Here is a 13,774-nt window from a genome sequence, read left to right as displayed (position 1 = left end):
ACGTATATAAAATACTTTACATTATGTTTAAGTTAAAAACGAATTGTGTAAATCTTTTTCACGGAAAAATGTAAACGTTTTATTAGGGGGGGAAGTATGGGGAAGCTATTTTTAAAAATATGTTTTTTTGCATTAGTGACTGTTTGTTCATTTGTAGCGAAAACAACTTACGCTGAAGAGAGGCAACAAAATAATTATCCTATCATTTTAGTGAATGGATTTGCTGGATGGGGTAGGGAAGAAATGCTAGGGGTAAAATATTGGGGTGGTGTTCATGATATACAGGAAGATTTAAAAAGAAATGGTTATACAGTTCATACGGCTGCTGTTGGCCCTGTTTCTAGTAATTGGGACCGTGCATGTGAATTATATGCGCAAATTAACGGTGGAACAGTAGATTATGGTGCGGCACATGCTGAGAAACATAGACATAATCGTTTTGGTAGAACATATAGTGGTTTTGCACCGAATTGGAGTGAAACAAATAAAGTTCATTTAGTTGGGCATAGTATGGGAGGACAAACGACGAGAACATTAGTACAGCTATTAAAAGAAGGAAGTTATGAAGAAAAAAATTATGTGAAAAATCATCCGAATACAAAGATATCACCACTATTTGAAGGTGGTAAATCGTATGTTCATAGTGTTACAACTTTAGCAACTCCTCACAACGGGACAACACTTGCGGATGGTAGTCTATTGCTTCCGTTTGTTAAAGATTTACTCATTACTGCTGCAAGTTTAGGAGGAAACAATAATTTATCATTATATGATTTTAAATTGGATCAATGGGGTATGAAAAAGAATGGTGGAGAGTCCTTTTTCCAATATACTGATCGTATTTTAAATAGTTCAATTTGGAAAAATACAAAAGATATAAGTCAATGGGATTTAAGTACTGATGGTGCAAAAGAGTTAAATAATTGGGTAAAGACACAATCGGATGTATATTACTTATCGTATAGTGGACATGCATCGCAAGCAGCACCTATAACAGGTTTACAATTACCTCATATTACGATGAATAAAGTGTTAATGGGTAATGCATTTTTCTTAGGTTCCTATGCAAGATATGAAGAAAATCGCCCATTAATTGATACATCTTGGTGGCAAAATGACGGTGTAGTAAATACAAATTCTATGATTGCGCCTTCGTCTAATATTGCCGTAAATAATAATGAGTCTTTACAGGTTGGAAAATGGAATCATATTGAAACGAAAGTAAATTGGGATCATCTCGATATGGTAGGATTAAGTGTTTCAGACACGTTAGGTTTTTCTAATATTCAAGAATTTTATAGAACAATTGCAGAAAAGTTATCATGGCTACCGCAATAGTTAATAATAAAGCGCTCTCGATGGAATTCGGGGGCGCTTTATATTATATTGAAAGAGGGATTTGGTAGAAAAATATGGGGGGATATTATGAAAATTCACATTGTACTATCTGGATATGGAACAGTAGGAAGAGAGTTTATAAAATTATTAAATGAAAAATATTTATATATAAATGAAACATATGGAATAAATTTAGTGGTAAGTGGCGTATTAGGTAGAAATGTTGCAATACGTAATGAGGGAGGGTTATCTATTCATCATTTATTAATGTATGGTGGCGGTACTGCTGCGATTGAAAAATATATAGAACATCATCCGGAGGAACGTGGAACGAGTGGGATAAGTGGCACTGTATTGGTAGAATCAACTGTTACAAATCTAAAGGATGGAAATCCAGGAAAACAATATATAAAACAAGCGATTGAGAAACATATGGATATAGTCGCAATTTCTAAAGGTGCACTCGTTACAAACTGGAGAGAAATAAAGGAAGCAGCAAAAATGGCAAATGTACGTATTCGATATAGCGGTGCAACTGCGGCTGCGTTACCGACATTAGACATTGGACAACTAAGTTTAGCAGGTTGCCATATTGAAAAAATAGAAGGAATATTGAACGGGACAACAAATTATATTCTTACAAAGATGCATGAAGAAGATAAGACGTTTGAAGAAGCGTTGCAAGAAGCACAAAATAAAGGAATTGCGGAGACTAACCCGTTATTAGATATAAGCGGGATGGATAGCGCTTGTAAATTATTACTTTTGACGAATAGTTTAATGGGAACAGATTATTCACTCAAAGATATACAAATAAACGGAATAGAGCACGTTACAACGCAACAAATTCAAAATGCAAAGGAACAAAATAAATCTATTAAATTGATTGCATCAGCATATAAAGATGATAATGGAAAAGTAAATCTTAGTGTAAAACCTTGTAATTTAGAGAAAGAACATCCATTAGCAAATATAAATAGTACCGAAAAAGGAATTACATTCTTTACGGATTCAATGGGACAAGTGACAACGCTTGGAGGGGCCTCAAACCCACGTGGGGCAGCCGCAGCCGCTTTGAAAGATGTAATCAATCTATATCGAAAGGATTTATAGGCTTTATAACCGTACCGCTATTCATAAAAAATACATATGTGGTGGACCTTTTGAGAATGAAATAAATGTGCAAAAATAATTGCAGGGGGTAAGGAATTGTTTAAGGATTTTAAAGTTGTAAAAGATCGTCCCGTTTATATTCAATTAAAGGATTATTTGAAAAAGATGATTATGAAAGGGCATTTGTTAGGGAACCAAAAAATCCCATCAACAAGGGAACTGAGTGAATTACTATCAGTGAGCAGGAATACAGTACTCTCTGCATATGCGGATTTAGAACAAGAAGGGCTCATTTATGCAGTTAAAGGAAAAGGGAACTTTGTCGCGAAAGTGGATATAAGTAACACTTCGTCTGTTGAAATAGATTGGAAAAATAAACTCAATACAGTTACCGCATTAGCGGATGAATTAGATTTAATGAAACATGGTGTTCGCTGGGAAAAAGGAATGATTGTTTTTAATAGTATAGCTCCGGATGAAAAGCTATTTGATGTTGAAAATTTCAAAAGAGCTTTTCTTACTCGTATGTCCATTGAAGGGGATATCGTATTGAACTACGGATATGCAAAAGGTTATCGACCGTTAATGAATTATCTACTTCATTACATGGAAATGAAAGGTGTAGATATTTCGAACAAAGATATTTTAATTACAAATGGATTTACAGAAGGATTAGATATTGTACTTTCTTCCTTATTGAAAAAATCAGGGCGTGTTATTTGTGAGAACCCAACTCACCATGCTGCATTGAAGCTTTTTCGTTTACATGGACTTGAAGTTCATGGAATTAATATGAATGATGATGGTATTGATACGACTGAAGTAGAAAAAAGTTTGCGTGAAAAGGATTTTGATTTTGCGTATTTAATTCCTTCTTATCATAATCCAACTGGTATTGTTACGAGTTCGGAGAAAAGAACGGAATTGATGAGGTTATTTTCGAAATATAAGGTTCCTATTATAGAGGACGGATTTAATGAAGAATTACGTTATTCAGGTTCACATTTATCGCCGTTATTAACTTTTGCTGGGGCTGGTAATAATGTGATTTATATTAGTAGCTTTTCGAAGGTACTTTTCCCTGGTTTACGTGTAGGCTGGATTATTGCAGATAAAGAACTGATACATTATTTAGAAAGTGTTAAAAGAGCAAGAACCATTCACACATCAACGTTAGATCAAGCTGTTCTGTTTCAATATTTACATGAAGGATATTTTGAAAAATATTTAAAAAAAGCAAGATCTGTTTATAAGAAAAAATATGAGTTAGCTGTTGGGGCGTGTAATCAGTACATTCCGTTTAAAAGAATGACTGGAGATGGTGGACTTCATTTGTTTATAGAGTTGGAAGAAAAAATTCAAGCCCGCACACTTTTACAAAAGTGTTATGAGAAAGGAGTTACGTTTTCTCCTGGAGATGTTTTTTACTCTGATGGAGGAGGAGCGAACACATTCCGATTAGGTTTTTCACGTTTGAAAGAAAAGGAAATTGTTAGCGGGATTCAAATAATTGGTGAAACATTAAAAAATGAAACTTGGAGTTGAGAAAATGAGAATTGGCGTTATTATGGGAGGAGTATCCTCTGAAAAACAAGTATCAATTATGACTGGTAATGAAATGATTGCACATTTAGATAAGAGTAAGTATGAAATAGTTCCAATTACATTAAATGAAAAAATGGATTTAATTGAAAAAGCGAAAGACATTGATTTTGCATTGCTAGCATTACACGGAAAATACGGAGAAGATGGTACAGTTCAAGGGACGCTTGAGAGTTTAGGTATTCCTTATAGCGGTAGCAATATGTTATCTAGCGGTATATGTATGGATAAAAATATTTCGAAAAAGATTTTGCGTTATGAAGGAGTAGAAACACCCGATTGGATTGAACTTACAAAAATGGATGATCTAAAGCTTGAAGAGTTAGATAAGATAGGATTTCCGTTAGTGGTAAAACCTAACTCTGGTGGCTCAAGTGTTGGAGTAAAGATCGTTAATGATAAAAACGAATTAATCTCAATGCTGGAAACTGTATTCGAATGGGATTCTGAAGTAGTAATTGAGAAGTATATAAAAGGTGACGAGATTACATGTTCAATTTTTGATGGTAAACAGTTACCTATCATTTCGATTCGACATGCAGCTGAGTTTTTTGACTACAATGCAAAATACGATGATGTTAGTACAATTGAAGAAGTTATTGAACTGCCAACTGAAATTAAGGAACGTGTAAATAAAGCGTCAATGGCTTGTTATAAAGCATTAAAATGTAGTGTTTATGCAAGGGTTGATATGATGGTGAAGGACGGAATTCCATATGTAATGGAGGTTAATACATTACCAGGGATGACACAATCAAGTTTACTGCCGAAAAGTGCAGATGCAGCGGGAATTAGCTATAGTAAGCTATTAGATATGATCATTGAAACTTCATTAAAAGTAAGGAAAGAAGAAGGTTTTTAAGATACTTGTACAATTAAAACTTTTGATAGTTCCACGAAGTATGCTATGATAATTACAATACGACAACTAAATATTTATCCACTAGAGGGGCCTTTTATAGGCTGAGATCAAATGTAATTTTGAGACTCTTAGTACCTGATCTGGTTAATGCCAGCGTAGGAAAGTGGGGAAGACATGGTATTTAATGCATAAATTAATATTGTCTATTTCACTTTCTTTACGCCTGTAAAGAAAGTTTTTTTTATTTCATTAAATGTGGATAAATACTTATATTTTATAAATTATTGGAGGGATTTAAATGACTTTTTCACAATCATTACGTAAAGAAGTAGATTCAATTTGGGAAGCGAGTTTCAATCACCCTTTTGTAAAAAAGCTTGGCGAAGGAACGTTAGATTTAGCTAGTTTCCGTTATTATGTGCTTCAAGATTCATATTATTTAAGTCATTTTGCTAGAGTACAAACGTTAGGTGCTGCAAAGGCTCTTGAATTAGAAACGACGGCTCGTATGGCGCATCATGCACAAAATACGTATGAAGCTGAGTTATCTTTACATGAGAATTTCGCAAAGAAATTAGGGATTACAAAAGAAGAAAAAGATAATTTTATTCCTGCGCCAACTGCATATGCATATACATCTCATATGTATCGTGCAGCTTATGAAGGGCATTTAGGAGATATTATTGCGGCTATTTTACCTTGTTATTGGTTATATTATGAAATTGGTGAACGATTAAAAGAATGTCAACCAGAAGAACCAATTTATCAAGAATGGATTTCTGCATATGGTTCGGATTGGTTCCGTACTCTAGTAGAAGAGCAAATTACACGATTAGATACGATTGCTGAAAAAGTAACAGAGGCAGACCGTAATCGTATGAGACAACATTTTATTTTTAGTAGTCAATATGAATATTCATTTTGGGAAATGGCATATACATTAGAAAAATGGCCGGTGAATGAAGAAGTTAAAGGTGTTATTTAATAAAGAGTATATAAAAGGTATCGCTATATAAAGAGGCGTTACCTTTTATTATGTTTAATTTATGTAAATATTTTGTAAATTACAGATATAAAATACAATAATGAATTATAATGTTTTTATAATATATAGAGTGAAATAAGGAGGTAGTTATATGGTAATAGTAACTTTTTATTAATTTAGTTTTTATACTGTATTATTCTTATAATTAAATTTATTTTTTCCTAAACTATGCTTGGTTTAAATTTGATTCGTTTATGCTTAAAAAAATTGGTATCTTTTCTAGTATTATTTATGATCAATATATATTAAGAGAGGAAGTATTAATAATATGGAAAAATTACGGTTATTAACATTTAAAAATATAGTAGAACCCCTCTATAATGAGAAAGTATCGTATATTTACTTTCCTATTGAATGGCTTGAGATTGTAGAGATACATTATAGAACATTTTTATTAACGAGCAAATTAAAACTTGTAAATGAAAGATTGTATGATATGTTTTCTGATATATTGTTCATTCAGCATGATCCATATGTATTAAAGGAAGATACACCTTGGATTGTAGCAAAAGAACCAATGAGACAAGAACAGTTAGACTATATTTTCCAAAGCTGGTATGAGGTTATTCATGATTGGAAACCGAATAAATTAATAGATCCACCACATTTAGAATGGCAGTATGATTTAATTAGTAATTTACCAGTATTACATGATAAAAAAACGTTTTCTAAATGGGTACCAGCTTTAATTACTCATATTTTTTGCGAACAGCCTTTACGTATGGAAAATAAAAACGAGGAAGAAATATATTTTTCGCCACTGCGATCACAAGATGTTTTTGAAGCGATGTCTGAGCCAATTAAAGATGAAGAAACACATGATTATTTCGCTTATGTATATCGGTTTGAATACGTAACTCGTGGAGGTGAGAATATTCCACTATTAAAAGTATCCGTAGGGATTAGGCGGTTTTATCAACAATATAATCATAAAGATATTCCTATACTTTTAGGGCGGAAGCGGAGCCAAATACTGATTTCAACTCCTGAATTTGAATTAAATAATAAAAAGCAAAGGTTTATAAAGTTAAAAGTGCAACAAGCTGAAAAAGGAATAAAATGGATTAAACGTTTTAGAAATTTAAAAGATGAGTATAGGATAGGTGGAGAAGTTAAATTAGAGGACATTCTCCAATGTCCGAAAGAGTATATTAGAGGAACTAATGTAAGAGTGCTTCTTCCATATAACGAAAATATATATAAAGTTCAAGGAACAAAAATAAAATTTGGTATAAAAGTAAGAGAAAAAGAGGAACTTTTTAATGAATTCCAACTAAGCTTCCCATATTTTACATCACTTCCAGAATGTGAAAAGTATTAACTGATAATGAGAATGAGTTATTACCTTTATTTGCTCCAAAGGGATTAGACACAATTACGTTAGAAGTATGGTCAGATGACATAATAATAGAGATAGAACAAGCGTTATTAGATAGCAAAATAGTTTTAGCTCAAAATGAAGATTCATCCTATGTATTAAATGCAGATAATCCGGTGCTGTTAAAAATTGAAAGATACAACATTGAAAAATTATTACAAAATCCATATAGAATGCAATATAGCCATAAAAACAAAAAGAAACTTGTAGACGATGTCGTAAAAGCTGTACATGTTACGGCAGGTGAGCAAGATGAAATGAAATTAGCATTAATTGCAATGAAAAATTGTGATGGTCGCGAAAAAATTAATCCAAAGCAAATCATTCGGGAAGGATTCGCTCGAACGGAACGTATTTCAGCATTTATTAATTTATTTATTGGACAAAGTGTATCTAAAAAAGAAATTATTAATGCCATTCTTAGTTTGTTAGAACAAAAGGGATTCTTAAAGCGTAGTTGGAATAAGATAAAATTACCGGGGATAATTGTAAATTTATCAATTGAGAAAATGTCTAAATATGATTTCTTACCTATTTTTTCAAAAATAAATGGGAGAGAAATAGTATATAAATTATATGGGCAAGAAGAATGGGGCACAATTGATCATACGTTATTAAATATAGGTAATAATAAAGTGTTTTTACCACAACCATCAAAAAGGAATGATATAGGAGTCAGTTTTAAACAATTTATGTCAGAAACATTAGTTGAAATTTCACAAGATGCACATAAACAAAATAAAGAAGTTTATTTTATTGTAGATGCAAATATGAGGAAATATTGGATAGAGGAATTGCAAAATGAAAGCGTTAATATCAAGGTTTCACCTGAAATAATCCCAAATTTTAAAGAGGATATAAACATAATTAGAATTAATACTAACTCAGATGTACCGAACTATATTGTTAGAGACCAAGAATATGTTATGGATGAAACGAGATTATTTGTAGATCAAATGGGAATTTACTATAGCACGGCTGCATACGAATTAAATTGCAATGAGATAGTACAGCAGCACATACTCGAAGTTATCCCGTTTGGTGTAAAATCTGAGGAAAGAGAAGAAATCGCCAAAATGATACATTACATGTGCTGTAAATCAACCTTGCTCTCGGAACAAAATATTCATAATACGCATGTAATGCATATGGTTAAATTAATTAAAAATTATACTACAGATATTGATTCAAGGGAGTTTAAAGAATTCAGTGACGAATTAGATGCAGATGTAATAATTTTAGAAAAAGAAGATGCATTGATATTAATATAAATAATAGTATACAAATCCTGCTAGTAATAATGAGCAGGATTTGTCATTTTTCCATGTAAATAAGGCTATCCTTTGTCATGTATCTTTTCTTTTACGTATTTACTTTATTTACATACAGGATTAAGATGTTTTTTAGAAATACAAAAACTACATCATATGGAAAAGCGATTTTTATTAATTGAAAAGATAATTTGAAAGGAATGGGGAATTGTGAAGAAATTAGATGTATTATTAATGCTACTGAGCGGCCTCTTTCCAATTGCAGGAATGTTAAAGCAAATCCCTCTTGAACAATCTTTATATATTGGAGGACTTTTATTTTTTACTAGTTTCGGTAGTTACTTTGCGAAAAAGATATATTCACGTATATGTAGCTGGATAGCATATGCACCATTTATAACACTACTGTTAGTTATTTGGAATCAGGATATTTCAACAAGTGCTATAATAGCAAATGCCAAAATTGCCGCTTGTATCGCTTTAATACCTTGTATATTCCGCTTTCGTACATACGGGCTTACTTTAGGTTTATTCTCATTATGGGCCGCTTTATTATGGGATATAAAAGAAGTACAGTCGTTAGTCATACTTGAGCGTATGACGAGTTTAATGACAAGCAATTACGTATATCTTTTACTCTTGGTTGGAGGACTTATATTAGGTGGATTACTTGCGACGTTAATTCATCGAAAAGAGAAAGATAATAATAAAGAAAATACAAATCTATTTAAACAAAAAAAGAAACGTAAAAGGCTATCATTTAAGATCCGCTTTCCAAGATTACCGAAATTTAAGATGAAATTATTTAAGTTTGGTGGAAAAGGTTCTAAACGTAAAACGTCAGAAATAATGCATGAGCGTAATAACGCAGAACCAGTTGTAACATATGAAATGGCAGAGCAAATAGATCAATATAAAGAAAGTACTGTTCAAGGACAAACTAGGATGGAACGTCGAAAAAATAGGTATAATGCATAATAAATTTCACTAACCCCTTAATGATTTATCGTAAAATTGATAAATCATTAAGGGGTTTTTTATGTAATTAAATATAGGTTGCGTATGAAGGATTCATAGCATATTTTAAAGGTAAGGATTTAAATAAAATAATGGGAGGACAAAATGCTTATTATTACATATATTTCTGTTTGCATATTATTCTTAGTTAGTTTTTTACATGTTTATTGGGCTTTCGGAGGTAAGTGGGCGACAAATAGTGTCATTCCAACTAAAGCTGGAGAAAAGGCGTTTACACCAGGTACAGGAATGACATTGTTCATTGCGTTATTATTAAGTATGGCAGCAATGATTTTATTACAACAAGCAAATATTGTTCATTTCGCACTTCCCAATGTTTTTGTTCAAATGGCATCCTGGGTTTGTATGGTTGTTTTTTTCATAAGAGTAATTGGTGAGTTTCATTATTTTGGTATCTTTAAACGAAAAAAAGATACGCAGTTTGCCAGAATGGATACTGTTTTATATGTACCGCTTTGTGCATTTTTATCCTTATCCTTCTTATTAGCTATAATAACGTGAACATATAACCAGTATTATTTTAATACTTTATTACAAAGTAAAGAGAAGAGTTAATCCAGCAAATAAAGTCAAGTTATTTTTATTTATGATTTCACTTTCTATAGAGATATATACAATATTAATTATGAGGATGGATTGCCTCTAGTTGGTAAGTAGTTAAAGAAATTATTACAACTATGTAAGGTTAATTTAATGATAATCGATAGTAAATTAAGATGTTTGAGTGTATTGTTAATAGGGTTTAAAAGCACTGATTATGTATAAGGGGAAATAATATTTAATTAGGAAGTGTAATTAAATGATTGAAATTAAATCTATTATCCATTCGTACAAACTAAAGAGAAGAATAGCTAGGGATTTATACGGCAACAGAGATGAATTGACGCTGTTATTAAATGAATTTAATAATATGAAATGTACAGCTGCATCTGAAAAAAAGAAAAATAGTATGCTATCTCGTTTACAATTAATTTATCAAAATATAAAATTAGATAAGCAGTACCCTCTACCATTTGCTTTAAATAACAAGTTATTGGAGCGGTTAGAAAATGAATCTCTTCAAACTATTGAGGGTTGTGTATCATGTCTACATTTAATGTTGGATATAAATTATGAAAAAATAAAACATTATGGATCGAGCACAAGTAGGTCATTTGTTCCATTATCGCAATCTTCAATTTTTCTTGCTGATTGTGTTTGTTTAACAGGAGTTGTATTGGGGTTACTAGGAACAGTGACATTTGGAGGATTAATGTTATCTGTATGTTCTCTTACATAAAGAAAAAAAGGACACCCACAAGTGTTCTTTTTTTAGTTACTTAGGAGAGCTTTTGAGATAGGAGGGACATGGATTCAAATCTATAGTTACACATGTTTATTGTGTTGTGTAACTCAAAAAGGAAAGTATCAGCAACTGCTTATTTTGTATGAATATAAACATCGGCTATTTGGGAGCTGTAATTGAATGCTTAGAAGGGAGCAAAAAATAGTGTGTGAAATATTAATAAAAAAGGACAAGCAGTCGTACCTACTGTCCTTTAAAGGAGAAAAGTCTTTTGGTTAAGAACTACGAATAAACAGAAAATCTGCTTGTAATTAGTTTTATCCCAAATATACATACCTATACAAAAAAGGGATAAGTACAAAAATACTTATCCCAGGAAGGGAAATCCCAAACACCAAAATGGCTTGCATTGGTATACAGGTTCAAAAGTAGTATATGTAAAACGAAAAATCTCATACAAAAAGCAGACAATCAAAAGTATTGTCTGCCAGAAAGTCGGATGAATTAGCCAACTGTGAAAAATTGCTTTCCCACTTCAAGAAGAGTAAAGGCAACAAATTTGAAAGAAATGAATTGGGATTTAGTTATTGCTTCTATGAATGATGCATTTTCTTCATTTTTTTTGTCCCCAAAATACAACTAATAATTGCGAGTAATGCATTTGAAGAAATGAAATTTACGGTCCAATAAATTCCTGTTCCAGCAATTATATCGATAATTATAAATCTTTTAATTGCCGAACTTTTTACTACATGAAAAACAAATTGATTGTTATCGTTACCCAATGTTATCACATCCCTTATCTAATATATGACAAGGCATGCTTGCTCTAGTCTTCATGATAATATACTAAAAAGAGTAATTAGCAGAAGCTTATAAAGTAGTTATAAATAAAAGATAACTATCGGAAGTTTAAAGATAATTAGATAAAAAACATCCATGGGGATGTTTTTTGTTTATAAATAAAGCAATTGTACAATGAAAGTATGAGCAGATTTTATTAGTAATAATGTAGGCTATTAAGAATGAATGGATATAGGAAGGTCTTTTCTAGCGTGTTAGTTACTCCAATGTGTATGTATCTATTTGGCATCTGGACATTGTACTTTTTAATGCACAATGTAATAAGTACAAGCATATATTATGTAATAGGACAAGATCTTCGTGTCCTACTAAATACTCAGAAAAAACCTCTAATCACATTAGGGCATCCAATAGCAGGGTGCTCTAATTTTTTATGAAAAATGTAGCTTCACAACGGTTTCGTTTCAATTATAGTTTTCTTTAACCTTTGATATTAAACTTATCTTTAACGTTAATAAATATTAAGATTAGCATGATAGCAACAATTAAATTAGACAAATAGAAATTTTGGTGAAACAGTAGTTCAAAGATGACATCGAATGTATACAATAAAGCGACAGCAGGTAATATACAAATAAATATAAATCTCCAATTTTTTAAATAATGTTTATAATTAGTAAGTACTTTCGCCATTAATATTGCTCCTGTAGTTTTTATTTTCTATATAATTATACATTTAAATAAAAAGATTTATAAAGTGTTTAAAAATTATTTAGCAACTAATGTGATTTGGGGAGATAGATAAGGAGGAAGCAAAAAATATTATAAATCTATAGATTGAGAGGAATATAGAGAAAGCTTTTGTTAAAAACTTAGATGGCTGCAGCAATCTGTGTAATAAACGATTTGATTTTAAAAAGACTTTTAAACATCTATACTAAAATGATACACTATAATCTACGTTATTTTAGAAATGAATAGAGGTATTTGCGTGATAGATAAAATCAAAAATGCTGTAGAGGATATGTACGAAGATGAAGCAAAACATTTACTGCAAAGCATTCTTATACAATTAGATTTATTAGAAGAGAACTATAGTGAAGATACGATTAAACACTTGATAAGTATACCTAAGCAACTAACGAGTAATACATCTTATAAAAAGAATGTAAAAGAAAGTACACACATTCATATCGCTTTTGATGATTCAACAACTGGGTGTTTAAAATATATGTTAAGTCAAGAAGAACTATTTGAGGAGAGTGTTGTTGCATTCTCTGAATTCTTTTCAATTGGACCGATTAATCAATTACATACGAATAAAGGGCAACTCGCAAGACAGCAATGGTTATTAAACAACTTAACTTCTTATGATAGTTATTATGAAGAAGAATATTTACCAAGATTTATGGAAACTTTAGAAGAACTACATTCTATTCCTAATGAAACACCGATTACCATTTGGAAGGCAGATAACGCACATGAACATGTAGGCCTTTGTTTTGTAATGGCGCAATTAAAAGGTAAGAAAAATATTCGAATCATTAATACATCTGAAGTGAGTAGAGAAATCTTAAACCAAGAGTATGATATACGTGGAACGGGAGAATTATCGCCCGAAAGTTTAGCTACTTTCCAAAATAGTTTTGCAGAATCACCGTTTTTAACTAAAGAAAGCAGAGTGAATCTTGAACACGAGTGGGATAGTTTATCGAATAGTATGGAATTTTTAAGAGTTTGGAAAGACAATGAAGTGCATTCTGTACAAGAAGAATATTTTGACCAATTCATTATTGAGTGTGCGAAAAAAGTAGGTGCTGATAAAGACTTCCTTAAAGCTCCGAGAGTAATTGGTGAAGCACTTGGTCTTGTAGAGCAATTAGTTGGGGATACTTTCTTAGAGTATCGCTTGAAAGTATTAATTAAACAAGAGGTATTTGAATTTGAAGGTTTATTAGAAGAAATGCGTTTTTATAGTGTGAAGTTGAAAAAATAATAATATATTCCGTTTATAAAAAAGCTCGTATTTTTGAAAAAA

General features: G+C 31.4%; 11 protein-coding genes, 1 pseudogene and 1 riboswitch. Of the genes and pseudogenes, 10 read left to right on the top strand and 2 right to left on the bottom strand.

From position 1 onward, the window contains the following. Positions 1-96: 96 nt before the first annotated feature. The 9 genes and pseudogenes from MHI07_RS12640 (at position 97) to MHI07_RS12600 (ending at position 10,926) form a co-directional block, all read left to right on the top strand. Entirely contained in the window at positions 97-1,338 is a 1,242-nt protein-coding gene (locus tag MHI07_RS12640) for an esterase/lipase family protein (RefSeq protein WP_215581970.1), read from the top strand. Positions 1,339-1,425: 87 nt separating this feature from the next. Then, positions 1,426-2,451, top strand: coding sequence for a homoserine dehydrogenase (locus tag MHI07_RS12635; RefSeq protein WP_078173613.1), 1,026 nt, complete (start codon positions 1,426-1,428; stop codon positions 2,449-2,451). Between the two features lie 96 nt (positions 2,452-2,547). After that, complete coding sequence (pdxR, locus tag MHI07_RS12630) at positions 2,548-3,996, top strand: MocR-like pyridoxine biosynthesis transcription factor PdxR (protein ID WP_340824122.1); 1,449 nt, start codon at positions 2,548-2,550, stop codon at positions 3,994-3,996. A 4-nt stretch (positions 3,997-4,000) separates the two neighbouring features. After that, positions 4,001-4,915 (top strand): D-alanine--D-alanine ligase, encoded by a 915-nt coding sequence (gene ddlB, locus MHI07_RS12625; protein ID WP_002110213.1) that lies wholly within the window; start codon positions 4,001-4,003, stop codon positions 4,913-4,915. A 73-nt stretch (positions 4,916-4,988) separates the two neighbouring features. Then, positions 4,989-5,094: riboswitch (TPP riboswitch) on the top strand. A gap of 119 nt (positions 5,095-5,213) precedes the next feature. Next, on the top strand, positions 5,214-5,900 hold the full coding sequence (tenA, locus tag MHI07_RS12620; RefSeq protein ID WP_002032475.1) for a thiaminase II: 687 nt from the start codon (positions 5,214-5,216) through the stop codon (positions 5,898-5,900). 328 nt (positions 5,901-6,228) lie between these two features. Beyond that, positions 6,229-8,609, top strand: a pseudogene (locus MHI07_RS12615) (pPIWI_RE module domain-containing protein). A gap of 210 nt (positions 8,610-8,819) precedes the next feature. Beyond that, positions 8,820-9,587 carry a DUF3959 family protein gene (locus MHI07_RS12610; RefSeq protein ID WP_002161574.1) on the top strand — a complete coding sequence of 256 codons (768 nt, stop codon included), beginning with the start codon at positions 8,820-8,822 and terminating at the stop codon, positions 9,585-9,587. Between the two features lie 144 nt (positions 9,588-9,731). Beyond that, a complete protein-coding gene (locus tag MHI07_RS12605; protein ID WP_215581960.1) occupies positions 9,732-10,148 on the top strand; it encodes a DUF3995 domain-containing protein in 417 nt (138 codons plus the stop codon). Positions 10,149-10,446: 298 nt separating this feature from the next. Then, positions 10,447-10,926: a hypothetical protein gene (locus MHI07_RS12600; protein ID WP_002161576.1), complete on the top strand. Its 480-nt coding sequence runs from the start codon at positions 10,447-10,449 to the stop codon at positions 10,924-10,926. 599 nt (positions 10,927-11,525) lie between these two features. Here MHI07_RS12600 and MHI07_RS12595 read toward each other — a convergent pair. Together MHI07_RS12595 and MHI07_RS12590 are read right to left on the bottom strand one after the other, a co-directional pair. Beyond that, entirely contained in the window at positions 11,526-11,717 is a 192-nt protein-coding gene (locus tag MHI07_RS12595) for a hypothetical protein (RefSeq protein WP_033710969.1), read from the bottom strand. A 499-nt stretch (positions 11,718-12,216) separates the two neighbouring features. Continuing rightward, entirely contained in the window at positions 12,217-12,429 is a 213-nt protein-coding gene (locus MHI07_RS12590) for a hypothetical protein (RefSeq protein WP_215581958.1), read from the bottom strand. 298 nt (positions 12,430-12,727) lie between these two features. Between MHI07_RS12590 and MHI07_RS12585 the strand changes: the two genes are divergently transcribed. Continuing rightward, a complete protein-coding gene (locus MHI07_RS12585; RefSeq protein ID WP_340824112.1) occupies positions 12,728-13,732 on the top strand; it encodes a DUF1835 domain-containing protein in 1,005 nt (334 codons plus the stop codon). Positions 13,733-13,774: the final 42 nt, after the last annotated feature.

The organism is Bacillus sp. FSL H8-0545 (assembly GCF_038006105.1).
GTDB lineage: Bacteria > Bacillota > Bacilli > Bacillales > Bacillaceae_G > Bacillus_A > Bacillus_A cereus_U.
Note: the sequence above shows the minus strand (reverse complement) of the source record. Positions and strands in the feature narration are given on the sequence as shown.